22 protein-coding genes and 1 pseudogene are annotated in these 24,028 nt (G+C 73.6%); 22 read left to right on the top strand and 1 reads right to left on the bottom strand.

What is annotated here, in order from left to right:
• Positions 1–113: 113 nt before the first annotated feature.
• From OG994_RS25265 to OG994_RS25185, 17 genes and pseudogenes are all read left to right on the top strand, one after another.
• Positions 114–2,186 (top strand): DUF4153 domain-containing protein, encoded by a 2,073-nt coding sequence (locus OG994_RS25265; RefSeq protein ID WP_328851171.1) that lies wholly within the window; start codon positions 114–116, stop codon positions 2,184–2,186.
• Positions 2,187–2,324: 138 nt separating this feature from the next.
• Positions 2,325–2,696, top strand: a complete 372-nt coding sequence (locus OG994_RS25260; RefSeq protein WP_120331448.1) for a DUF485 domain-containing protein — start codon at positions 2,325–2,327, stop codon at positions 2,694–2,696.
• A gap of 1 nt (position 2,697) precedes the next feature.
• Positions 2,698–4,338, top strand: a complete 1,641-nt coding sequence (locus tag OG994_RS25255; RefSeq protein WP_120331405.1) for a sodium/solute symporter — start codon at positions 2,698–2,700, stop codon at positions 4,336–4,338.
• A 121-nt stretch (positions 4,339–4,459) separates the two neighbouring features.
• The gene (locus OG994_RS25250; RefSeq protein WP_328851170.1) at positions 4,460–5,224 is read left to right on the top strand and encodes an ABC transporter ATP-binding protein; all 765 of its coding nucleotides are present in this window, start codon (positions 4,460–4,462) and stop codon (positions 5,222–5,224) included.
• Positions 5,209–6,903: an ABC transporter permease gene (locus tag OG994_RS25245; RefSeq protein ID WP_328851169.1), complete on the top strand. Its 1,695-nt coding sequence runs from the start codon at positions 5,209–5,211 to the stop codon at positions 6,901–6,903. The genes OG994_RS25250 and OG994_RS25245 overlap by 16 nt, the downstream gene beginning before the upstream one ends.
• Before the next feature lie 51 nt (positions 6,904–6,954).
• A pseudogene (locus OG994_RS25240) lies at positions 6,955–7,491 on the top strand (flavin reductase family protein); the annotation flags it as partial.
• Between the two features lie 162 nt (positions 7,492–7,653).
• The gene (locus OG994_RS25235; RefSeq protein WP_120331402.1) at positions 7,654–8,016 is read left to right on the top strand and encodes a DUF485 domain-containing protein; all 363 of its coding nucleotides are present in this window, start codon (positions 7,654–7,656) and stop codon (positions 8,014–8,016) included.
• Positions 7,994–9,667 (top strand): solute symporter family protein, encoded by a 1,674-nt coding sequence (locus tag OG994_RS25230; RefSeq protein ID WP_120331401.1) that lies wholly within the window; start codon positions 7,994–7,996, stop codon positions 9,665–9,667. Before OG994_RS25235 ends, OG994_RS25230 begins: the two co-directional genes overlap by 23 nt.
• Positions 9,668–9,806: 139 nt before the next feature.
• Positions 9,807–10,778 carry an NAD-dependent epimerase/dehydratase family protein gene (locus tag OG994_RS25225; protein ID WP_120331400.1) on the top strand — a complete coding sequence of 324 codons (972 nt, stop codon included), beginning with the start codon at positions 9,807–9,809 and terminating at the stop codon, positions 10,776–10,778.
• Between the two features lie 124 nt (positions 10,779–10,902).
• Positions 10,903–12,141 (top strand): LCP family protein, encoded by a 1,239-nt coding sequence (locus tag OG994_RS25220; RefSeq protein WP_328851168.1) that lies wholly within the window; start codon positions 10,903–10,905, stop codon positions 12,139–12,141.
• A 212-nt stretch (positions 12,142–12,353) separates the two neighbouring features.
• Positions 12,354–13,565 (top strand): LCP family protein, encoded by a 1,212-nt coding sequence (locus OG994_RS25215; RefSeq protein WP_120331398.1) that lies wholly within the window; start codon positions 12,354–12,356, stop codon positions 13,563–13,565.
• A gap of 243 nt (positions 13,566–13,808) precedes the next feature.
• Positions 13,809–14,747, top strand: a complete 939-nt coding sequence (locus OG994_RS25210; RefSeq protein ID WP_192902286.1) for an LCP family protein — start codon at positions 13,809–13,811, stop codon at positions 14,745–14,747.
• 58 nt (positions 14,748–14,805) lie between these two features.
• Complete coding sequence (locus OG994_RS25205; RefSeq protein ID WP_120331397.1) at positions 14,806–15,141, top strand: rhodanese-like domain-containing protein; 336 nt, start codon at positions 14,806–14,808, stop codon at positions 15,139–15,141.
• Between the two features lie 9 nt (positions 15,142–15,150).
• On the top strand, positions 15,151–15,945 hold the full coding sequence (locus OG994_RS25200) for a glycerophosphodiester phosphodiesterase (protein ID WP_328851167.1): 795 nt from the start codon (positions 15,151–15,153) through the stop codon (positions 15,943–15,945).
• A gap of 88 nt (positions 15,946–16,033) precedes the next feature.
• The gene (locus OG994_RS25195; protein ID WP_328851166.1) at positions 16,034–17,491 is read left to right on the top strand and encodes a sensor histidine kinase; all 1,458 of its coding nucleotides are present in this window, start codon (positions 16,034–16,036) and stop codon (positions 17,489–17,491) included.
• A 64-nt stretch (positions 17,492–17,555) separates the two neighbouring features.
• A complete protein-coding gene (locus tag OG994_RS25190; RefSeq protein WP_240033181.1) occupies positions 17,556–17,972 on the top strand; it encodes an ATP-binding protein in 417 nt (138 codons plus the stop codon).
• 104 nt (positions 17,973–18,076) lie between these two features.
• Positions 18,077–18,961 carry a DUF5926 family protein gene (locus OG994_RS25185; protein WP_328851165.1) on the top strand — a complete coding sequence of 295 codons (885 nt, stop codon included), beginning with the start codon at positions 18,077–18,079 and terminating at the stop codon, positions 18,959–18,961.
• Positions 18,962–19,090: 129 nt separating this feature from the next.
• Here OG994_RS25185 and OG994_RS25180 read toward each other — a convergent pair whose 3' ends face one another.
• The gene (locus OG994_RS25180) at positions 19,091–20,296 is read right to left on the bottom strand and encodes an arginine deiminase (RefSeq protein WP_120331392.1); all 1,206 of its coding nucleotides are present in this window, start codon (positions 20,294–20,296) and stop codon (positions 19,091–19,093) included.
• A 163-nt stretch (positions 20,297–20,459) separates the two neighbouring features.
• Between OG994_RS25180 and OG994_RS25175 the strand changes: the two genes are divergently transcribed.
• The 5 genes from OG994_RS25175 to pheA all read left to right on the top strand — a co-directional run bounded on the left by OG994_RS25175 (position 20,460) and on the right by pheA (position 23,993).
• Positions 20,460–21,200 carry a hypothetical protein gene (locus OG994_RS25175; protein ID WP_328851164.1) on the top strand — a complete coding sequence of 247 codons (741 nt, stop codon included), beginning with the start codon at positions 20,460–20,462 and terminating at the stop codon, positions 21,198–21,200.
• Between the two features lie 176 nt (positions 21,201–21,376).
• The gene (locus tag OG994_RS25170; RefSeq protein WP_120331390.1) at positions 21,377–21,835 is read left to right on the top strand and encodes a hypothetical protein; all 459 of its coding nucleotides are present in this window, start codon (positions 21,377–21,379) and stop codon (positions 21,833–21,835) included.
• Between the two features lie 74 nt (positions 21,836–21,909).
• A complete protein-coding gene (locus tag OG994_RS25165) occupies positions 21,910–22,299 on the top strand; it encodes an ACT domain-containing protein (protein ID WP_120331389.1) in 390 nt (129 codons plus the stop codon).
• Positions 22,300–22,522: 223 nt separating this feature from the next.
• Positions 22,523–23,026 carry a hypothetical protein gene (locus OG994_RS25160; RefSeq protein WP_328853791.1) on the top strand — a complete coding sequence of 168 codons (504 nt, stop codon included), beginning with the start codon at positions 22,523–22,525 and terminating at the stop codon, positions 23,024–23,026.
• Positions 23,027–23,036: 10 nt separating this feature from the next.
• Positions 23,037–23,993 (top strand): prephenate dehydratase, encoded by a 957-nt coding sequence (pheA, locus tag OG994_RS25155; protein ID WP_120331444.1) that lies wholly within the window; start codon positions 23,037–23,039, stop codon positions 23,991–23,993.
• The last annotated feature ends 35 nt before the right edge of the window (positions 23,994–24,028 follow it).

Raw genomic sequence — 24,028 nt, 5'->3', positions numbered from 1 at the left:
CCGGCCCGGTCCACGCCGGAGCGACCGCCACCGGCCCGGTCCATGCCGGAGCGGTCACTGGGGGCCCGGTCCATGCCGGAGCCACCGCCACCGGCTCGTTCCATGCCGGGGTCATGGCCGCCGGCTCGTTCCATGCCGGGGTCACGGCCGCCGGCCCGGCTCCCGTCGCCCACCCACCGGCCTGGCCGGGCCGTCCCGGCTGGCCGCCGCTCGACCCGTACGGGCGGCCCGCGGCCTGGCCGCCCGCGCCGCCGGCACCGCCCTCGGCGCTGGCGCGCCGCTGGCCCGCTCTCGACCGCGCACCCCACCCGGTGCTGCTCGGCGCGGTCGGCGCCGCAGCCGCCGTCGCCGCCTCCACCGTTCCCCTCGACGGGCCGGGGCTGGGCTGGACGATCGCCACCCTGGCCGCCGTCGGCGCACTCGCCGCCACCGCCACGACCCGCGCCCGCACCGCCTCGGCCCCGGCCACGGCACCGCCCGGGCCGGCGGCGGATCCACGGCCGGCCGGGCCGGGCCGGAGCGGACCCACCACATTCACCGAACCGCTCCGGGAGGAGCGTCCGCCCGCTCCCGGACCGGCCACCACCGGACCCACCGACTCCGCCGCCGAGCCGCCAACCGCCGAGGCCGCCGCCGAGCGGCCGACCGCCGAGGCCGCCCAAGAGCCGCCGACCGCCGAGGCCGCCCAGGCGCTGCCATCCGCCGCTTCCGTCGAGGGCCCGCCACCGGCCGGCTCCACCGCGCCGGCTCCCGACCGGCGACCTCCGGGATCCACCCGGGACCAGCCGTCGGGCCCCGCGGTCCCGGCCGAGGACCGGCCGCCCGCCGGGCCGGCCGCGCTCGCGCGGGACCGGTCGCCCGGGGGCGACGAACCGGCAACGGAGCCCGATGAGGCGGCTGCCCGCCCCGGTGCCACGGGGGCACCGGGTCGGGCGGCCCGGCTGGTCTGGGCCGCCGCCACCGTCGCCCTGGTCGGCGTCGGGACGATGCGGGCCGCCGGTTGGCTCTTCGCCCTCTGCCTGCTCGCCGCGATCATGACCGGAACGCTCGCGCTCACCGGTGCCCGTACGCCGCTGGGGATGCTGCTGTCCGTGGTGTTCCCGCCCTCGGCGGCGCTCCGGGCGCTGCCGTGGGCGGCGCGGGGACTGCACCGTGCCCGCCCGGGCGGGATCGGCCGCGGGCTGGCTACCCTCGCCGTGTCGATCGCCCTGCTCGTGCTCTTCGGCCTGCTGTTCGCGTCCGCCGACGCCATCTTCGCCAGCCTGGTGGCGGACCTGCTGCCGGACGTCTCGCCGTCCGGGGTGGTCCCCTGGGTGCTGCGCTTCGCGCTCGCCGGCGCGGTGCTGCTCGGCGCCGCGTACCTGCTGGCCCGGCCCCCCGACCTGGACGTGCGCCCGGCACCGGCCCGGCCGGTCCGCCGGCTGGAGTGGGCGGCGCCCCTCGTCGTCCTCGACGCCCTGTTCGCCGCCTTCGTGCTCGTCCAGCTCACCGTGCTCTTCGGTGGCTCGGCGCACGTGCTGCGCACCGCCGGCCTCACCTACGCCGAGTACGCCCGCAGCGGCTTCTGGCAGTTGCTCGTGATCGCCGGGCTGACCCTGCTGGTGATCGCCGGGGCGGCCCGCTGGGCTCCCCGCGCCACCCGGGCCGACCGGCTGCTGATCCGTGCCCTGCTCGGCACGCTCACCCTGCTCAGCCTCGTCGTGGTGGCGTCCGCGCTCTACCGGATGCACGTGTACGCCGAGGCGTACGGCGCGACCCGGCTGCGGCTGGTGGTGGCCGCCGTCGAGATCTGGCTCGGGCTGCTCTTCGTGCTCGTCGGGGTCGCCACGGTCCGGTTGCGGGCACGGTGGCTGCCGCAGCTCGTGCTGGGCACCGCCGTGCTGGCGCTGCTCGGACTGGCCGCGGTCAACCCGGACCACCTGATCGCCGACCGCAACGTCGACCGGTACCGGCAGACCGGACGGCTCGACGTGCGCTACCTGGCCTCGCTCTCGGCCGACGCGGCACCGGCACTGGCCCGGCTCCCGGAGCCGCTGCGTTCCTGCGCGTTGCGGGACATCGCCGTCGAGCTCGACGAGGACGACCTCCGCTCGGCCAACCTGGGCCGGGCGCGGGCCCGGCGGCTGCTGGCCGACCAGCCGGTACGGCCACCGGACGCCTCGTGCCTGATCGTCCCCCGCTGGTGACCGCCGCACCCTTGACATTCCCATCGATCCGGCGAGACTGCCGGGGTGGCCGCCGACGATCACAGGCCGGTGCCCGGAGCCGCCGAGCGGCCCGGGGCGCCGGACCCGGCGCGTCCCGAGCACGGCGGGCGGCCGCCGGTGCCGCAGCCACGGGCACGGATCGTGCTGGCCGAGGTGTCGCGCCGCGAGGACCGGGCCGACCGTACGCGGACGGAACTGGCCCAGCAGACCCGCGTCGGTGAGGCGCTCGTCCGGGGGCTCGTCCGGGCGCAGCTCGCCCTGGCGCTGCGACTCTCACTCGTCGTGATGATCGCGCTCGGCGGGCTGCCCTGGCTGTTCGCCATCGCCCCCTCGGTCAGCGAGGTCACCGTCCTCGGGGTGAAGCTGCCCTGGCTGCTGCTCGGCGTGGTCAGCTTCCCGTTCCTCATCGGCGTCGGCTGGTCGTACGTGCGGCTGGCCGAGCGCAACGAGCAGGACTTCACCGACCTGGTCCAGCGGCCGGAGCGCTGAGGTGGGTAACGCCCTCGTCATCCCGGCCATCGTCGCGGTCACCCTGCTCACCGTCGGCATCGGCTTCTACGGCCTGCGGCTGGCCCGGACCACCTCGGACTTCCTCGTGGCCTCCCGGGTGGTCAGCCCCACCTGGAACGCGGCCGCGATCGGCGGGGAGTACCTGTCGGCCGCGTCGTTCCTCGGCATCGCCGGGCTGATCCTCAAGTACGGCGTCGACGTGCTCTGGTACCCGGTCGGTTTCGCCGCCGGCTACCTCGCGCTGCTGCTCTTCGTGGCCGCGCCGCTGCGCCGCTCCGGCGCGTTCACCCTGCCCGACTTCTGCGAGCTGCGGCTCGGCTCGCGGCGGCTGCGCATCCTGGCGACCGCATTCGTGATCTTCATCGGGTGGCTCTACCTGGTGCCGCAGTTGCAGGGCGCCGGGCTGACCCTCTCGACGGTCACCGGGTCGGCGTACCCGGTGGGCGCCGTGCTGGTGGCCGTGGTGGTCACGGCGAACGTGGCGCTGGGCGGTATGCGGGCCATCACGTTCGTCCAGGCGTTCCAGTACTGGCTGAAGCTCACCGCGCTCGCCGTACCGGCGGTCTTCCTGGCCCTCCAGTGGCAGGCCGACGCGCGTCCCGCCGTGACCCCGCCGGACGGGCCGATCTTCCGGACGGCGACCGCCGTCGTGGTCGAGCACCCCGCGACGCTCACCTTCCCCGACGGCGAGGTCCGTGAGGTACGCGCCGGGGAGACGCTGTCCTTCGCGCCGGGCGACCCGGTGCCGGAGGTGAGCGGGGTGGCCACCGACGCCTCCGACTGGCTGCTGCCGAGCACGGCCGGCGACGACGACCGGGGGCTGTTCGCCACGTACTCGCTGATCCTCGCCACGTTCCTCGGCACCATGGGGCTGCCGCACGTGCTCGTGCGCTTCTACACGAACCCGAACGGCGCGGCGGCCAGACGTACGACCCTCGTCGTGCTGGCGCTGGTCGGCGTCTTCTACCTCCTCCCCACCATCTACGGGGTGCTCGGCCGGATCTACACCCCGCAACTGCTCGTCACCGGCCAGACCGACGCGGTCGTGGTGCTGCTCCCGGAGGCGGCCCTCGGGAGCGGGACGACCGGCCGGCTGCTCGCCGCGCTCGTCGCGGCCGGGGCGTTCGCGGCGTTCCTCTCCACCTCGTCGGGCCTGCTCACCAGCGTGGCCGGGGTGATCTCGACGGACGTGCTCGGCCGCGGGTCGGTGCGCGGGTTCCGGCTGGCCACGGTGATCGCCGGAGCGGTGCCGGCGGTCCTCGCGCTGAACGTCTCCGGGCTGGACGTCTCGCAGGTGGTCGGGCTCGCCTTCGCCGTCGCCGCGTCCAGCTTCTGCCCGCTGCTCGTGCTCGGCATCTGGTGGCGCGGCCTGACGGACCTCGGCGCCGCGGCCGGCGTGCTGGTCGGCGGCGGGGCCGCCGTCGCGGCGGTGCTCGTGACCGTGGTCGGCCCGCCGCTCACCGGCTGGCCGGCGGTGCTGTTCGCACAGCCGGCCGCGTGGACGGTGCCGCTGGCCTTCACGGTGACCGTGCTGGTGTCGATCGCCTCCCGCCGCCGGGTGCCGGCCGACATCGGCGCCACGATGCTCCGCCTGCACGCGCCCGACGCGCTGCGTCTGTAGGGACGGGACCGGGGTCGAGCACGGCCCCTCATTACCCGGCGCGGCCGTACGTCTCGCGGATGACCGGGGGTCATCCTGGGGCCGGACCACAGTGCGGTGCCGGCCGGATACGGTCGGGTCCATGACTGGTGCGCATCCGGCGATGTCCCTTCGTGGCCTGGCCAAGGCGTTCGACGGCAAGGTCGCGGTGGCCGGCGTCGACCTGGACGTGCCGGCCGGCTCCTTCTACGGCCTGCTCGGGCCGAACGGCGCCGGCAAGACCACCACGCTGTCCATGGCGGTCGGGCTGCTCCGCCCGGACGCCGGCGTGGCGCGCGTGCTCGGCCACGACGTGTGGCGCGATCCGGTCCAGGCGAAGCGGCTGCTCGGTGTCATGCCCGACGGCGTACGCCTCTTCGACCGGCTCAACGGCGCCGAACTGCTGGCGTACAACGGCCTGCTGCGCGGCATGGACCCGGCCGTTGTCGACCAGCGGGCGGCCGAACTGCTCGACGTGCTGGCGCTCGGCGACGCCGGCCGCACCCTCGTGGTCGACTACTCCGCCGGCATGAAGAAGAAGATCGGTCTCGCCTGCGCGCTGCTGCACGGCCCGCGGCTGCTCGTGCTCGACGAGCCGTTCGAGGCGGTCGACCCGGTCTCCGCGGCGCTGATCCGGGACATCCTCCAGCGGTACGTGGGAAGTGGCGGGACCGTGGTCTTCTCCAGCCACGTCATGGAGGTCGTCGAGCGGCTCTGCTCGCACGTGGCGATCCTCGCCGAGGGTGCGATCAAGCGTGCCGGCACCATCGAGGAGGTACGCGGGAAGCGTTCGCTCGAAGAGGTCTTCGTCGAGGTGGTCGGCGGGCGGACGGCGACCGGCGAGGAGCTGGCGTGGCTGTCGAACTGACCGCGCCGGCCGCGCCGGCCCGACGGGTCTCGGCGCGGCACTTCGTCCGCCTGAAGCTGCGGGTGATGGGCAACAACTTCCGCGGCCAGGGCTGGCGGATCGCGCTCTTCGTGGTCGGTGTGGTCGTCGGGCTCTGGCTGGCCGCCACCGGTTTCTTCCTGTTCGCCGCTCCCGGCCTGGCCGACGAGGGCCGGTACGCCTCGATGGTCGCCGCGTTCGGCGGTGGGCTCATGGTGCTCGGCTGGCTGCTGCTGCCGCTGGTCTTCTTCGGCGTGGACGAGACCCTCGACCCGGCCCGCTTCGCCCTGCTGCCGCTGCCGCGCCGGACGCTGGTCACCGGGCTGCTCGCCGCCGCCGCGGTGAGCGTGCCGACGGTCGCGGTGCTGCTGGCGCTCTGCGGACTGGTGCTCACCGCCGCCGTTCTGGGCGGCTGGGTGGCGGCCGTCGTGGAGGTGGTCGGGATCCTCGCCGGTCTTCTGCTCTGCGTCGCCGCCGCCCGGGCGGTCACCAGCGCGTTCGCCTCCATGCTGCGCTCACGCCGGGTCCGTGACCTCGCGGCCGTGCTGCTCGCGGTCGCCGCCGCGCTGCTCGGCCCACTCCAGCTGATCGGCATCTCGGCGTTGCAGGAGACGGACTGGAGCCGGCTCACCGGGGTGGCCGAGGTGGTCGGCTGGACTCCGCTGGGCGCGCCGTGGACGGTCGGCATCGACGTGGCCGAGGGCCGGGCCTGGGCGGCTCCGGTCAAGCTGCTGATCACCGCTCTCACGCTGGTGGTGCTGCTGGTGTGGTGGTCCCGGTCGCTGGAGTCGGCGATGACCGGCGCGGCGAGCACCGGGCGGGCCCCGGCGAAGGCCGGCCCGACCGGCGGCGCCGTGGCCCAGCTCTTCCCGCGCGCGGCCGGCTGGGCGGCGCGGGACCGGTTCGGCGCGATGGTGGCCCGGGACGCCCGCTACTGGTGGCGGGACGCGCGGCGGCGGGCGAACCTGATCACCGTCGCGGTCGTCGGCCTCTTCGTGCCCGTCCTGGTCAACCTGGGCGGCGCGGGTTTCGCGATGGACGCGGAGCAGGGCTTCGCGCCGGCCGGGAGCGCGTCGTCGCCGCTGCTGGTCAGCCTCTCGATGGTCTTCGTGGGCGTGCTCGCCGCGGTGACGCTGGCCAACCAGTTCGGGTTCGACGGCAGCGCGTACGCGGCGCACGTCGTGGCCGCGGTGCCGGGGCAGCAGGAGCTGCGGGCACGGATGACGGCGTTCTCGATCTACGTGGTGCCGATGCTGGCGGTGGTCGCCGTGGTGATCGCCGTGGTGCTGGGTCGGCCCGCCTGGCTCGGGGTGATCGCCGGCAGCCTCATCGCCACGTACGGCGCCGGGCTCGCGGTGAACAGCTTCGTCTCCGTGCTCGGGGCGTACGCGCTGCCCGAGACGAGCAACCCGTTCGCGCTGAACACCGGCGCCGGGGTGGCCAAGAGCTTCCTCACCCTCCTGGCCATGCTCGGCACGGGCGCCGCCGCGGTGCCGATGGTGGTCGCCGCCGCCCTGCTCGGCGACATCTGGCTCTGGCTCGCCCTGCCGGTCGGCGTCGCGTACGGCGTGGGTGCCGCCCTGCTCGGCGCGTACCTGGCCGGGGACGTGCTGGACCGCCGCCAGCCGGAACTGCTGGCCGCCGTCACCCCGCGGCGCTGACGCGCGTCCGCCCAGGGGTGCGGATCGGTGCGCACCGGGCACCGTCCGGGCGGCATGATGTTTCACGTGAATCATCAGCCGGGCGCCGAGATCCACCACACCGACCCGTTCGCCGTGCCGGCCGGCCAGCGCTCCCCCGCGCGCCGGCTGCGGGGTCGGCTGGCGTCGCCCGTGACGCTCTGGACGGCGCCCGGCCCGGCCGGACTCACCGTGTCCTCGACGCTCGTCGCCGAGGGCGAGCCGGACCGCCTGCTCGGGCTCATCGACGCCGAGTCGGACCTGTGGGCGGCTGCCGAGTCCGCCGGCCGCTTCGCGGTGGCGCCGCTGACCCCGGCGCACCGCCGGCTCGCGGACCGGTTCGCGGGCCTGTTCCCGTCCCCCGGCGGGCTCTTCGCCACCGGGGAGTGGACCGACACGCCCTACGGCCCGGTGCCGGCCGACGCCGGCGGGTGGGCCGGTTGCCGCCTCGACACCGCCCGGGAGTACGGCTGGGCGCTGCTCGTCGAGGCGACGATCGAGACGGTCGAACTGGCCGAGGAGGCCGAGCCGCTGCTGCACCACCGGGGCCGCTACCGCGAGCTGAACTGATCACCACCGACCGCTCAACGGAGTGACCTGAGTCACTCGGCGCAGCCAACCCGCCGTTCGGCGCAACCGCCGACCGACGCCGATCTCGGCCTTCCCCGCCGGGGAGCGCGCTTTCTACCGTGCGCGCAAATCCCCGACGCCTGTGAAGGTGGTGATCCACAGATGTCCACGGACACACCCGCGCCGGCCGCGTCCACGCCGGACCGGTACCTCGCCGTACAACGGTCGGACGAGTTCGCCGGGTTGCGTCGCGCCCTGCGCGGCTTCGTCTTTCCGATGACCGTCGCGTTCTTCCTGTGGTACGCGCTCTACGTGATCCTGTCCGCGTACGCCCGGGACTTCATGGGCACGAAGCTCGTCGGCAACATCAACGTGGCCCTCGTGTTCGGGCTGCTCCAGTTCGTTTCCACGTTCCTCATCGCCTGGCTGTACTCCCGCCACGCCGAGCGGAAGATCGACCCGGTCGCCGACCGGATCCGCGCCGAGATCGGGGAGGTGACGCATGAGGACGGTCCTCGCGGCTGAGGCGGGCGACACCACCGCACGGAACCTCACCATCACGCTCTTCCTGATCTTCGTGGCGATCACGCTGGCCATCACGGTGTGGGCCAGCCGGCAGACGAAGACGGCCACCGACTTCTACGCGGGCGGCCGGTCGTTCTCCGGTTTCCAGAACGGCATGGCCATCGGCGGCGACTACATGTCGGCAGCGTCGTTCCTCGGCATCGCCGGCCTCATCGCCCTCTACGGCTACGACGGCTTCCTCTACTCGATCGGCTTCCTGGTCGCCTGGCTGGTGGCCCTGCTGCTCGTGGCCGAACTGCTGCGCAACTCGGGCCGGTACACGATGGCGGACGTGCTGGCGTTCCGGATGCGCCAGCGTCCGGTGCGTACGGCGGCGGCCGTCTCGACCATCACCGTGTCGATCTTCTACCTGCTGGCCCAGATGGTCGGCGCGGGCGCCCTGGTCGCGCTCCTGCTCGGCATCCGCCCCGGTACGACGTTCCTCGGCATGGACGCCGACGCCGCGAAGATCGCCACCATCATCCTGGTCGGCGCCCTGATGATCATCTACGTCACGGTCGGCGGCATGAAGGGCACGACCTACGTGCAGATCGTCAAGGCGTTCCTGCTCATGGGCGGCGCCGTGATCATGACGCTGCTCGTGCTGGCCAAGTACAAGTTCAACCTCTCCTCGCTGCTCGGGGACGCGGCGGCGTCCTCCGGCAAGGGCAGCAACTTCCTCGAACCCGGGTTGCGCTACGGCGTCGAGGTGGCCGGCAACGCGACGCAGACCTTCTACAACAAGATGGACCTGCTCTCGCTCGGCATCGCCCTGGTGCTCGGCACGGCCGGCCTGCCGCACATCCTGATCCGCTTCTACACCGTCCCGACCGCGAAGGCGGCCCGCAAGAGCGTGCTCTGGGCGATCGGCATCATCGGCACCTTCTACCTGCTCACCCTGGCGCTCGGCTTCGGCGCGGCGGCCCTGGTGGGCGGCGAGGCGATCACCGCACAGGACCGCGCCGGCAACACCGCGGCACCGCAACTGGCGCAGGTGCTCGGCGTGGACTTCCTCGGAGGCGACCTGGGCGGGGCCACCCTGCTCGCGGTCATCGCCGCGGTCGCGTTCGCCACCATCCTGGCCGTGGTCGCCGGCTTGACCCTTGCCTCGTCGTCGAGCCTCGCGCACGACTTCTACGCCAACGTCCTCAAGGACGGGACGGCCTCGGAGCGCCAGGAGGTGAACGTCGCGCGGATCTCGGCACTGGTGATCGGCGCGATCTCCATCGCGCTCTCGATCTTCGCGCAGAACCTGAACGTGGCGTTCCTGGTGGCGCTCGCGTTCGCGGTGGCCGCGTCGGGCAACCTGCCGGCGATCCTCTACAGCCTGTTCTGGAAGAGGTTCAACACCTCGGGCGCGGTCTGGGCCATCTACGGCGGCCTGCTCGCGGCCGTGGTCCTGGTGTTCTTCTCGCCGGTGGTCTCCGGCGCGCCGACCGCCATGTTCCCCGACCACGACTGGCAGTGGTTCCCGCTGTCGAACCCGGGTCTCATCTCGATCCCGTTCGGCTTCCTCTGCGGCTGGATCGGCACGGTCATCTCGAAGGAGCGTGACGAGGAGAAGTACGCGGAACTGGAGGTGCGCGCCCTCACCGGCGCCGGCGCCCACTAGGGCGACGGCGGGGCGGCACGGACCGTCCGACCCGAAGGTCCCCTCCGGCGCGGGAGGGGACCTTCGCGGCCGTGGTGACGGCCGGCGCGCCGCCCCGCCCCCGACCCGGACGACGGTGACGCTGGGTAGGCTGACCGGTATGAAGGTTGCTCCCCGCTTCGGCCAAGGTCACCGCGTCCTCGTCACGGGCGGCGCCGGCTTCGTGCCGTCACACCTGGTGGACGCCCTGATCGCGCGGGGCTGCTCCGTGGTCGCGCTGGACAACTTCGTCACCGGGTCGAAGGAGAACCTCGCGCACCTGCTGGACACCCCGACCTTCACCCTCGTCGAGGGCGACGTCTCCGACGGGCTGCCGCCGCACCCGGCGCTCGTCGAGCGGTTCGACGCGATCCTGCACATGGCCTCCCCGGCCAGCCCGACCGACTTCGAAAAGCTGCCCGTGGAGATCCTGCGGGTCGGCTCGGTGGCCACCCTGCACCTGCTGGACCGCGCGCTCGCCGACGGCGCCCGGTTCCTGATGGCCTCCACCTCCGAGGCGTACGGGGACCCGAAGGAGCACCCGCAGCGCGAGACCTACTGGGGCAACGTCAACCCGATCGGGATCCGCAGCGTCTACGACGAGGCCAAGCGGTTCTCCGAGGCGGCGACCATGGCGTACCACCGCAGCCGGGGCCTGGACGCCGCGATCGTCCGGATCTTCAACACGTACGGCCCGCGGATGCGGCCGGACGACGGACGCGCCATCCCCACCTTCATCTCCCAGGCGCTGCGCGGCGATCCGATCACCGTGCACGGCACCGGCGAGCAGACGCGCTCGATCTGCTACGTCGAGGATCTGGTCCGGGGCATCCTGCTGCTGCTCGACTCGACCGAGACCGGCCCGATCAACTGCGGGACGGAACACGAGATGAGCATGCGGCAGCTCGCCGAGACCATCGTGTCGCTCGCCGGCAGCACCTCCGAGGTGACGTACGTCACGCGCAGCGCGGACGACCCGGAGATGCGCCGCCCCGACCTGACGCTCGCCCGCGAACTCCTCGGCTACGAACCGGTCGTTGCGCCCGAGGATGGCCTCCGGCGCACCATCGACTACTTCCGCAGCCGGCTCTGACGGCCCCCGTCGCGGCTCTGACGGCTCCCGTCGCGGCTCTGGCGGCTCTCCGTCGCGGCACGCCCGTCGGAACCTGGGTGTCGCCTGAGGGCGACTCTGGCCGACGCTACGTACCCTGAGTTACATGTCAGCCACCTGGTCCGCCCCGCTCCCGCACCTGCACCGCAGCGCCGGGCGCGCATCGGTGCCCGGCACCGCGCGCGGCGTCTCCGGGCGCGCCCGGCCGTCGGACGCACGCTGGAACCCGTCGTACGACGAGGAGCCGCAGGGCGGCGGGCCGGGCGGCCCGGGCGGACCCGGCGGGCCGGGCGGTCCGCACGGGCCCGGTGGCGGCGACCGGCCCCGCCGGCGGGGCCCGCGGCCCCGGTGGGGGCGCATCGGCCTGGTGGCCGGGGTGGCGGTGCTGGTGCTCGCGCTGCTCGGCGGGCTCGGCGCCTGGCTCTACGTGCGCAACCTCGACGACGACCTGGCCCGCACCGACCCGTTCGCCGAGATCACCGAGGGCCGGCCGGCGAAGCCCGTGGAGGGTGCGCTCAACATCCTGCTGGTGGGCAGCGACTCCCGCGACCCGGACGCCCCGGTCGACCAGGCCGGCAAGTGGCGGGCCGACACGATCATCGTGATGCACATCCCGTCCGACCACCGGCAGGCCTACCTGGTCTCCATCCCGCGCGACCTGTACGTGCCGATCCCGGAGAGCGCGAACGCCGACTGCGGCTCGGGCCAACGGGCGAAGATCAACGCGGCGTTCGCGTTCGGCGGCCTGCCGCTCGCGGTACGCACCGTCGAGTGCTTCACCGACGTCCGGCTCGACCACGTGGTGGCCATCGACTTCGCCGGCTTCAAGCAGGTCACCGACGCGCTCGGCGGGGTGGACCTGAACGTCGAGCGGACCGTCACGTCGATCCACAAGCCGTACCGCACGTTCACCAAGGGCATGAACCACATGAACGGCGCGGAGGCGCTGGACTGGATCCGGCAGCGCAAGCAGTTCCCGGACGGCGACTTCGCGCGGATGCGGCACCAGCAGGAGTTCCTGCGCGCCCTGCTGGACAAGGCGGCGAGCACCGGCACGCTCAGCAACCCGAAGAAGCTGAACGCCTTCCTCCAGTCCGTGACCGATGCCGTCACCGTGGACAAGGACTTCTCGTTGGTCGACATGGCGGTGCAGTTCCGCAACCTGCGAGGTGAGAACCTGACGTTCGTGACCAGCCCGAACTCCGGCAGCGACATGGTCGACGGAGAGTCGGTGGTGGTTTCCGACCGGGAGAAGGCGCTGGCGATGTACCGCGCGATGTCGGCCGACACGATGGCCGACTGGGTGAAGGCCAACCAGCCGCAGAAGGGCACCGACGGCGGCTGAACGGTCACTCTCCGGGCGTGACGTCCCGGGCGGCGGTGAAGAAGTTTCCAGTTCGTGAAAGGCCGCCCATCACCGGTCGCCATCGATCCGGGCGATCGGTCAGAATGCCCGTGCCCCCGGGTGCACGGCTATTTGCCGCCTGACGAACTCGCCAGGATCGCAAAGTGTCCGTACAGTGATCCCGCCCCCTGACAACGCGAGCTGGAGCACGCATGCCGGTTCAGACCAGCCGTCGCCCTCCGTCGCTGGATGACCACCGATCGCCCATGGGCGGTGGCCCCACCATCCCCACCCAACCGCGGCGGGGTGCCGACGCGACCCCCCCGAGGAAGCGGCCGCGTCGCAAGGACCCGCTCTGGGCCCGGCTCACGGTGGTCTTCGGCGCGGTGCTGATGCTGACGAGCGGCGTCGCGATCGTCGGCAGCAAGGCGCTGATCAGCCAGGCGACCGGCAACATCGCCCAGCGGAACCTGCTGGGCGACGCGGGCAAGACCGACGCCGAGGGCGGCGCGAGCCTGGACGGCGCGATCGACATGCTGCTGCTCGGCGTGGACGCGCGGGAGCGGTGGGCGGCGGACGACGTCCGGTCGGACTCGATCATCGTCCTGCACATCCCGGCCAGCCACGACCAGGCGTACCTGATCTCCATCCCCCGCGACACCGAGGCGCACATCCCGCAGTGGGAGAAGGGCAACTGGGCGGGCGGCACCGAGAAGATCAACGCCGCGTTCCAGATCGGCGCCCGCAACGGTGGCGGCTGGGAGGGTGGCGCCCAGTTGATGGCGAGGACCATCAAGCAGCTCACCGGGGTCAGCTTCGACGGCGCCGCGATCATCAACTTCGGCGGCTTCAAGAACATCATCGAGGCCCTCGGCACCGTGCGGATCTGCGTGAAGCAGGAAGTCAAGTCGATCCACATGTCGTACGTCGACGGCAAGCCGATGTGGAACGCGGACGCCAAGAAGACCGGCAAGCCCATGACCCCGGTGGTGCACAAGAAGGGCTGCCAGGAGATGGAGGGCTGGGCCGCGCTCGACTACTCCCGTCAGCGCAAGACCCTCAAGAACGGCGACTACGACCGGCAGCAGAACCAGCAGCAGCTGATCAAGGCGATGGCCCGCAAGGCCACCGAGCAGGGCACGCTCACCAACCCCATCAAGATCCAGCAGCTCATCAAGGCCGCCGGCAAGGCGCTGGTCCTGGACACGAGCGGCGTGCCGATCGCGGACTTCATCTTCACCCTGCGCGGCATCACCGCGAACGAGCTCACCATGCTCAAGACGAACAACGGCACCTTCAACGGCAACGGCGCCGGCCGGGAGGTGCTCAGCGCCGAGACGCTGGAGATGTTCAAGGCGGTCAAGCAGGACAAGCTGGCCGAGTACGTCTTCTACCACCCCGAGGTCGTCTCCAACCGGCAGTGACCTCCATCCGGCGACCAGCGGCCGGCGCCGCGTGATCGGCCGCTGGGAAAGTCCGCGAACCGGGCCAGCCGGCACGGCGCCGCCCGTAGCCTGACGTGAGCAGCACTCACGTACTGGCGACGGGGAGGGGCCACGTCCAGGTCGGGCCAGGACGACGGGGAGCGGACCGGGGCGGACGCCGGGACCGTCCGGCCGCGTCGCGCCCGCTGGCCGCGCGTCCTGCTCGGGACGGGCCTCGCGCTGGTGCTGCTCGCCGGGCTCGCCGTGTTCGGGCTCCAGGCGCTGACCGACCGGTACGACCGCACCGTGCTCAAGGAGCAACTGCTCGCCCCGGACGCGCGCAACGCGCGGACCGACCTGTCCGGTCCGCTGAACTACCTGCTCATCGGCACCGATCGGCGGCCCGGGGACACCAACCCGGAGCAGCGCGCCGACACCATCCTCATCGTGCACGTGCCGGCCGGGCTACGGCAGGCGTACCTGGTCTCCATCCCCCGCGACCTGCTCGTCGCCATCCCGGCCGCCAACGGCTACGCCGGCGGCCAGGACAAGATCAACGCGGCGTACGAGCACGGCGGCGGCGGCGAGTCGGGCGCCCAACTGCTGTCGGCCACGCTGGCCCGGCTGACCGGGCTCCGCTTCGACGGCGCCGCGCTGGTCGACTTCTCCGGCATCCGGCAGGTGGTGGACCTGCTCGGCGGGGTACGCATGTGCGTCGACCGCGAGGTCCGGTCGATCCACACCAACCGCGTCTTCAGCCCCGGCTGCCGGCAGATGAACGGCGCCGAGGCGCTGGACTACGTCCGACAGCGCTACGACCTGCCCGGCGGCGACTACGACCGCCAACGCCACCAGCAGCAACTGCTCCGGGCGATGCTGGACCGCGCCGGCGAGACCCGGCTGCGGACGAACCCGGTCAAGCTCGACCAGGTGATCCGGGCGGTCGGCGACTCGCTGACCGTGGACACCAACGGGGTGGCCCTGGAGGACCTGCTCTTCGCCCTCCGCGGGCTGCCACCCGACGCCCTCAAGGGCGTGCAGGTGCCGTCGTATCCGCAGGTCATCGACGAGGTGTCGTACGTGGTGCTGGACAACGGCGGCAACGGGCTCTTCGACGCCGTCCGCGGCACCCGGATGCCGGACTGGGCGCAGGCGAACCCGCGCTGGGTCGTCCGGTTGTGACGGCGCCGACGGCCGGGTCCCCGGCGATCGGCACGACGAGGATCTAGGCTTGGTAGCCGTGTTCGGACCCCAGGTTCCCACCATGTCCGTGACCGAGGTCGCGGACGACACGTACCTGCTCGACGTGCGCGAGGACGACGAGTGGGCGGCCGGCCACGCGCCCGGCGCACACCACCTTCCGATGATGGAGCTGCCGGCCCGGCTGGCCGAGGTGCCCACCGACCGGGACGTCGCCGTCATCTGCCGCTCCGGCGGTCGCTCCGCCCAGGTCGTCGCCTACCTCGTGCGCAACGGCTGGGAGCAGGTGCGCAACGTCGAGGGCGGCATGGGTGAGTGGGCCGCCGCCGGGCGACCCGTGGTCGGCGAGGACGGGCAGCCCGGCCGGGTGCTCTAGGACGCCGCCATGGGCGACCAACCCCTGGTGTTCGCGCACCGCGGCGCCTCGTACGACCTCCCCGAGCACACCCTCGCGGCGTACCTGCGCGCCCTCGCGGAGGGAGCCGACGGGCTGGAGTGCGACGTCCGGCTGACCCGCGACGGGCATCTCGTCTGCGTGCACGACCGCCGGCTGGACCGCACCAGCAACGGGCGCGGCCTCGTGAGCGCCCGTACGCTCGCCGAACTGGAGATGCTCGACTTCGGCTCCTGGCACCCGGGGTGCGCCCCCGCGGACGGGGACGAACCGCCGGACGAGTCGCACACCCGGCTGCTCACCCTCGAACGCCTGCTCGACGCCGTGCTGGACGCCGGCCGGCCGGTCCGGCTGCTGGTCGAGACCAAGCACCCGTCCCGGTACGGCGCCGACGTCGAACGGCGCCTGGTCCGGATGCTGCGCCGGTACGGCCTGGCCGAGCCGCGACCGGACGACCCGGTCCAGGTGACCGTCATGTCGTTCTCCCCGCTGGCCGTGCGCCGGATCCGGGAACTGGCACCGACGCTGCCCACCGTGCTGCTGCTGGAGGTGCTGCCGCGCTGGCTGCGCCTGGGCCGGCTGCCCTTCGGCACCCGGATCGCCGGGCCGGGGATCGGTCTGGTCCGGGCCCGCCCGCAGCTGCTGCCGGCCCTGCGCGCGGCCGGCAACGAGGTGTACGTCTGGACGGTCAACGAACCGGAGGACCTCGACCTCGTCCTCACCGCCGGGATCGACGGGATCATCACCGACCGCCCCGCCCAGACGCTCGCCCGCCTCGGACGCTGACCCGGCGCGGGGTACGGGGCCGGTCGGGCGGCGTCCGCGGGACGCGCGGGGGTGCCCAAAATCCGGTCGGCGGGGCACACTTTCGGACATGCCGGAGCGCATCGACTTCGCCGCTCTCATCACCGGCCACACCGTGGTGATCGAAATGATCAACTCCGGTGACGCCGGGCTTCCCGTCCTCACCCAGCTGCTCCGGGTCGCCCAGCCGGCGCTCGGCGCGACCGCCATGGCGTTCGTCGAGTTCGGCCCCACCGGGGGTCGGGTGATCTCCGCGACCGGCGCGGCCGAGTGGACCCTCGGCCGGCCGTTCGCCCCCGACGATCCGGCCACCGTCTACCTGCTCAGCGGTCCCCGGGTACAGCAGGTCCGCCTCGACCAGCTCAACGGCAGGCTGTCCGGCGAACTGGTCGAACGGGGCCTGCGCCGGATGGTCGTCTCGCGCGCGGAGATCGGTGGGCACCCGGTCGGCAGCCTGCACGCCTTCTACTCGGACGGCGAGGACGAGCCGGACGCCGAGCAGCACGGCGTCGTCGCGTACCTCGCCTCCTGCATCGCCCACATGTACGGCGACCAGACCGGGTTGCCGGTGCACGGCGACGGCCCGGTCGTCGCGGCGCTCGCCGACGGGCTCGCCGTGGTCGACCGCGACGGTCGGGTGCGGCTGTGGAACCCGGCGGCGGCCCAGGTGACCGGTCAGGCCGCGGCCCAGGCGCTCAGCCGGCCGCTGCCGTTCCCCATCCCCCCTCCCGGGCAGGTGCTCGACCACCGGCTGCCCGACGGCCGCTGGCTGCGGATCACCTCCGGCGAGCTGCCCGGTCCCGGTTCCCTGCGGGTGGTGACCTTCCGGGACATCACCGACCAGCAGCGCCGCGACCACGAGCGGGACCTCTTCGTCGCGGTGACCAGCCACGAGCTGCGCACGCCGGTCACGGTGATCAAGGGGTACGCGGACACCCTTACCGACCACTGGGAGTCGCTGACCGACGCGGACCGGCGCCAGGCGGCCCGGATCATCGGCCAGCGGGCGAACGAGCTGGCCCGGCTGGTCGACCGACTGCTCTCCTCGGCGGCCGAGTCGGGCCCGGGGGACGAGCCACCGACCCCCTTCGACCTCGGCGACACCCTGCGCGCCGCCGTCGCCGACCTTCCGGCGGAACTGCGCCGCCGGGTCACCGTCGACCTGCCCGTCGACCTGCCCAAGGCCCTCGGTCACCGGCCGAGCCTGGCCACCGTGCTCACCGAGCTGGTCACCAACGCGGGCAAGTACTCGACGGCGGGCACACCCATCGAGGTCAGCGCCGGGTCGGACACGCAGATGGTGTCGTTCCGCGTGAGCGACCGGGGCATCGGCATCCGGCCTGAGCACGTCGAGCGGGCCTTCGACCGGTTCTGGCAGGGCGAGTCCGGTGACCGCCGGGGCTACCCGGGCGCCGGACTCGGTCTCTATCTCGTCCGCCGGATCGTTGAACAGCAGAATGGATGGGTATCCCTCCGTCCGAGGACCGGTGGCGGTACGGTCGCAGAGGTGCGGCTACCGCGCGGGTGACGGGCCGTGGTGGGGGCGTGAAGGGGCGACGGTGGCGACGGGAACGGGTGAACGAGCCTGGTGCGTGGTGGTTCCCCACCACGCCAGTGGAGCGCGGCTGGCTCGGCACCGGCTGGCCGCCGAACTGACCGATCTGGTGCCGCCGACCCTCCTCGCCGACCTGGTCGCGGTCCTGGCCGAGCTCGTGGGCAACGCCGTCCGGCACGCCCGCCCGCTGCCCGGCGGGGTGGTCCGGGTGGCGTGGCGGCTGAGCGGCCCGGCCGACGCGCCCCGCGTCCAGCTCCGGGTCACCGACGGCGGCGCCGCCGAGGAGCCGCGGATGCGGGCGCCCAGCCTCGACGCGGCCGACGGCCGGGGGCTGCACATCGTCGCCGGGCTGGCCGACCGGTGGGGCGTCGAGCGGGACGGGCTCGGGCAGAGCGTCTGGGCCGACTTCGAGCCCGCCGGGTCCGTCCGCCCCGATCTCGCCGTCGCCGGCTGACCCCGCGTGGCCCACGCCGAGCCGCCCGTCGCACCGGTGAAACGGGAGGCCCCCGCCCGGGTCCTCCCCACACACGTCGGCCCGGGCCTCTAGGCTGTCTCGCCGTGAGCAAGCGTCGAAAGAGCCAGCGGGCCGCCGAGACCACCCCCAAGCGGGAGAAGGTGCGCGACATCTTCGTCCCGCGCCCGTTCGAGGGGCTCGTCGACGAGCCCGAGTGGATCGCGTTGCGGGAACTCGTCCCGGCCGCGTCCGCGCCGCTGCGGCTCGCCCCCGCCCTCGTGGAGGAGTTCGGCGAGCGTCCGGTGACCCTCGCCACGGTGCTGCCGATGGCCGCCCCCGCCATGACGAAGCCGGACGGCCGCGTGCTCATCGGGCTCCAGCGGCACATCCAGTCCGGCGACGTCTCCCGGGATCTCGCCGAGGCGCTGCTCTGCGCGCTGCGGACCGAGCCGGGCAGCCCCGTCGCGGTGCCGCCGCTGCCCGGGCCCGGGCCCCGGCTGCAGGACGTCCTCGTCGACGGGCCGCTGGAGATCACCATGCACGACGGGTTCGAGTTCTGGCTCGACCCGGGCGCCACCGACGACCCGAACGTGCAGGCGTCCCTGGAGCGGGCGAACGCCGCCATCTACCCGACGGTGCGGCTCACCGCCGCGAAGGCCGCGTACTGGTGCCAGGTGCCGGAGAAGGCGCACGTGCGCTGGGTGCTCCCGGAGGACGAGGACACCGCGCTCGACGCGCTGGCCCGCCTCGGCGCCGCCGGCACCCTGACCTTGGGCGACGACACCCGCTTCGCCGGCATGTTCCGCGCGCACGGGCGCCTCGTGCCGGTGTGGGACCTGCCCGAGCACACGCCCGCCGGCGAGTGGGAGGCCCCGGTGGCCGAGTTCGCCAAGCGGTACGCCGAGGCGCTCGCCGACACCGCACCCCTGGACGCCGCCGCACGCCGCTCCCGCCAGGGCCTGCTAGGCCGCCAACTAACCCTGCGCTAATACGCCCCCTACCCCCCTCGCCCCCCGCGCCCCGGCCTCTTCCCGCGATCTTGCACTTTGGGCCCTCGGTTCGTGCCACTGTGTGGCTTTTGTCGGGGCACAAAGTGCAAGATCGCGGGGAAGAGGGGGTCAGAGCGGCTCGCGTACCAGGGGGCAGGACATGCAGCGGGGGCCGCCCCGGCCGGAGCCGAGTTCCGAGCCGGCGATCGGGATCACCTCGATGCCCGCCCGTTCCAGCTGCGCGTTGGTCTCGACGTTGCGCTCGTACCCCACGCAGAGCCGCGGCGCGATGGCGAGGGTGTTGTTGCCGTCGTCCCACTGCTCGCGCTCGGCGGTGACCGGGTCGAGGCCGGTGTCGATGACGCGGAGCTGGTCGAGGTCCATGGCGTCCGCGGCGGCCCGCAGGAAGGGGGCCGGCCCGTCCACCCGGGGGTCGCCGCCGTCCGCGCCGGCGATCACGGTGTACGCCGACAGCGTGTCGGCGACGTTCGGGTACATGAGGACGGCATCGACGTCGACCATCGTGCAGACCGTGTCCAGGTGCATGGTGGCCCGCTCCTGCGCGATCGGCACCACGAGGATGGTGTGCGCCAGCCCGGCGGCGAAGACCTGCCGCCCGAGCCGCTCGGCGCCGGCGGGCGTGGTCCGCTCGCCCACCCCCACCGCGATCACACCGGGCGCCAGCAGCAGGACGTCGCCGCCCTCCAGGTGCTCCAGTCCCGGGTGGTAGACGAACTCGGTGCCGGCGAAGCGCGGGTGGTGACGGTAGATGGCGTTGGTCAGCGTGCTCTCCCGCCGCCGCGCCTGCATGGCGAGGCTGGTGACACCGACCCGGTCCCGGATCCACAGTGACGAGTCCCGGGTGAAGAGCAGGTTGGGCAGCGGGTCGATGACGAAGTCGTGCCGGTCCATCAGCGTGTAGACGAGCCCGCCCGGGCGTTCCGGGCTGATCCGCAGCTCCTCGTGGGCGAGACCGGCGATGAGCACGTCGGCGAGCGCGGCCGGGTCGAGGTACGCGAGGTGGTCGGCGACCCGCGCGCGCAGCGTGTCCCCCAGCCGGGGCGAGCTGAGCACCTGCTCGGTCAGCTCGGCCCGGGCGTCGGCGACGCCCAGCGTCTCGGCGAGCAGGTCGGCCAGGTAGAGCACCTCCACCCCACGCTCGCGCAGCGCCGCGGCGAAGGCGTCGTGCTCCTCCTGCGCGCGTCCCACCCACGGGATGGCGTCGAAGAGGAGGGAGTCGTTGTTGCGAGGGGTCAGGCGGGCGAGTTCCGGGCCGGGACGGTGCAGGAGGACCGTCCCGAGCCGGCCGACTTCGCTGTCCACATAGTGGGTCACCCTGGCAGCGTAGGGCAGGGTTTGGCGGCATCCGGGAAAAGAAGTGTGGATGAATATGGCATTCATCCACAGTCACTCCGGCGCTCCACCTTGCCGACCACCCCGACTGGCAACGTAGGGTAGTGGGGACATAACTTCGAGGGACCTTTTGCCGGAGGTCGCGATGACTGTCTTCCCCGCCCGCCGAGCCGTACCGACCAGCCGCGGCCTGCCGCGTGTGGCGGTGCCACACCCCCGCGTGGAGTCGCCGGGGGCCCTCGAGCCGGTCCGTCCGACCCCTCTCGAGTGGGCCCGCCGTCGGCGGGCGGAGCGCGGCGCACGACGACTGGAGGCGGCCGGCGCGCGGGCCCTCGGCCAGCTCGACCACCTCGGGCCGGCGTGGCACGTCATCGAGTGGCCCCGCACCGACCCGGCCGACCTCCTTCTGGACCGGCCGCACGAGGAACGCGCCGGGTTCCTCGCCATCGGGCCGAGCGGTCTCTTCGCGGTCACCATCGTCGACCACGGCCGGGCCCGGGTGCTCGTGGCCGGCGACGTCGTCCAGATCAACGGCAAGCGCCCGCCGTACGTGACCGAGGCGCGCCGCGACGCCAAGCGGGCCAGCAAGGCGTTGTCGGACGCCGTGGGCCTGCCGATCCCGGTGACGCCGGTGCTGACGTTCGTCGGCTCCGGCGTCATCAGCGTCTACGGCCTGCCCAAGGACTGCCTCATGGCCACGCACCGGGAGCTGGACCGCCTGCTCGTCGCCGGCGGAAACCGGATCACCCCGGCGACCGCCGAGAAGCTGTCCCGGGTGGCACAGCATCCGAACACCTGGCTGAACGGCACCTACCGTCCGGCCGCCGACTACCGGTGGTACGAGGACGGCCGAACGGCCGCTGACAAGCCGGCCAACCGCCGGTAACGTCATCGGGGACGTCACGTGGGCCGGCCGCCGCCGGCGCCACAGGTCCGCGCCGTCGCCGGCCGTCCGGTCCGGTAGCCGCTCGCGCAGCGGTGGTCCGGCGGTCGCGGTGCGGTCGCCGACCGTCTGGACAACCGGCTAGCGTGGACAGTCCGTCGGTGTACATAGGAGGCTCGGTGGCCCACGTCGAACTCTCGCTCTCGGAAGTGTTCGTGCCGGCGGCGCGGGCCTCGACAGAGCCGGAGTTCGACAACGTGGGCCGCTGGTCCTCGACGGTGTCGGAGGCCGACGAGCCCTGCCTGCTCATCGATGCCGAGACCCGGGTGGTGGCGATCTCGGCCGCGGGGTGCGAGCTGCTCTGCCTCGGCGAGCCGCGGACGGTGATCGGGCTGCCCCTGCTCGACGGCGGGCTGCGCCTGCTCGACTTCACCGCCAACCGCGGCGAGCTGACCGAGCAGGAGATCGACAAGATCCCGCCCCTGCTGGCGCTCTCCTCCGGCCGGCTCGCCCGGGGCCTGCTCCGCGTACAGGCGGCGACCGAGGGAGCCCCGGACTCGACGGTGGACGCGATCTCCACACCGGTGCTCACCGACGGCGTCGTGGCCGGCTCGCTGACGTTCTTCTCCGGCGTCTGACCTGCGGCGATGTGTGGCGTTCGCCGCACGCGGCGAAGCCGGGAGGGGTCGGGCCGAGGCCGTAGGGTGCCCTCATGCTCGATATCGCGCTGCTGCCGGGGGAGTACGCCGTGTGCCGGATGGCCGCCGGCTCCGCCCTGCCGCCCGCGTTGTCGAGCGGGCTCGGCGCCGCCGACGTGGTGACGGTGAGCTGGACCGCTGACGGCATCTCGGTGATCTGTCCGATGGACCGGGCCCCCGAGCACGCCGTGGTGGAGACGGCGTGGCGCTGCCTGCGGGTGGCCGGCCCGGACGGCGTGGCCGTCACCGGCACCCTGGCCGCCCTGGTCGACCCGCTCACGGCGGCCCGCGTGAGCGCGGTGGCGTTCTCCACGTTCGACACCGACTACCTGCTGGTCCCGAGCGTACGGCTCGGCGAGGCGACCGCCGCGCTCGAGCGCGCCGGGCACCGCGTGCTCGGCTGACCTTCACCCGCGCTGCGGATCCTCCTACGATGGGCACGGCCACCCCCGGCCCACCGTCCCCGCCCCCTCAGGATCGGCCGTGCCGCCCACCCCGCCCCGCCGTACCGCGCTCCGCCGCTCCGCCGGCCGGCCGTCGACGCCGCCCGGCGCACACCCGACGCCGCCCGGTGCCCCGGGTGCGGCCGGCACGCCGCGGACGCCCCACCGGTGGCGCCGTCCGGCGGTGGCCGTCGTGGCCGCGCTGGCACTGGCCGGCTGCGGGGCCCCACCCGACCTTCGCCAGCCGGCGTCGGCCGCCTCACCGACCGCACCGCCGCCACCGACCTCGGTGCCCACCCCGGCGGTCCCGCCGGCCACCGGTCTCCCGTCGGGTTTCCCGGAGGCGTCGGCCACGCCGACCGACGCCGGTCTGGTGGCGACACCCTGCCGGAGCGGGCCGACCGGCGAGCGGATCGTCCGGCTGCTGCGTGGCCCCGCCGGGGTGCTCCCCGACGACGTCCGCGTCCAGGTCCGCACCGGGCCGCAGTGCGCCGCGGACTGGCAGTACACGGTGCTCCAGGTGACCGGCTACGAGGAACTCCTGGTGGTCACCCGGGGCCGGGCGACCGCCCCGGAGCTGGTGACGGCCGGCACCGACGTCTGCACCGCCGAGGTGCGGGTGCTCGCCCCGCCCGGCATCCGGACCTTGGCCTGCGACGGCGGCACGGTGGGCGTACCGGGTGCGTAGGCTGGTCGGCATGCCGGGTACGCCGCCGACGCGCTTCGTCTACCTCGGGCCCGAGGGCACCTTCGCCGAGCAGGCGCTGCGCACGATCCCCGCCGCCGAACGCGGCAGCCGTACGCCCGCCCGCAGCGTCGGGGAGGCGCTGGAGAACGTCCGGGCCGGCGACGCCGACGCGGCCCTGGTGCCGCTGGAGAACTCGATCGGCGGGGCGGTCGGGGTGACGCTGGACGAGTTGGCCGAGGGCGAGCCCCTGGTGATCACCCGCGAGGTGATCCTGCCCGTGGAGTTCGTGCTCGGCGCGCGGTCCGGCACCGAGCTGGCCGCGGTCCGTACGGTGGCCGCGCACCCGCAGGCGTCCACCCAGTGCCGGAACTGGCTCCGGGTCCACCTGCCCGACGCCGTCGTGGTCGACGTCCTCTCCAACGGCGCCGCCGCCGCGGGTGCCGCCGCCGGCGAGTACGACGCCGCCATCTGCGCGCCCATCGGCGCGACGCGGCACCGGCTGGCGGTGCTCGCCGACAAGATCGCCGACCATCCGGACGCGGTGACGCGGTTCGCGCTGCTCTCCCGTCCCGGCCCGCCCCCGCCACCGACCGGGGACGACGTGACCTCGCTGGCCGTCTACATCGCCCACGACCGGGTGGGCGCGCTGCTGGCGGTGCTCATGGAGCTGGCCGTACGCGGGGTCAACCTGACCCGCATCGAGTCCCGGCCCACGGGCGAGGCGCTGGGCCGCTACGTCTTCTTCCTCGACTGCACGGGGCACGTGGCGGACGTCCGGCTCGGCGAGGCGTTGCAGGGGCTGCGCCGGGTCTGCGCCGACGTACGCTTCCTCGGCTCGTACCCCCGCCACCGCTGGGCGGAGGCGGCGGGCGAGCGGCCCGTCCCGCCGCCGCCCGGCCTCTCGGACGCCGACTACGCCGACGCGGCGGCCTGGCTGGCCCGACTGCGTGCCGGCGAACTCAGCTGACCGCCGCCCGACCGCGACACACGACCGAGTGCCCC

This window comes from Micromonospora globbae (genome assembly GCF_036184225.1).
GTDB classification, from domain to species: Bacteria; Actinomycetota; Actinomycetes; order Mycobacteriales; family Micromonosporaceae; genus Micromonospora; species Micromonospora globbae.
The sequence above is the reverse complement of the archived record's forward strand: the minus strand, read 5'-3'. Positions and strand labels throughout refer to the sequence as shown.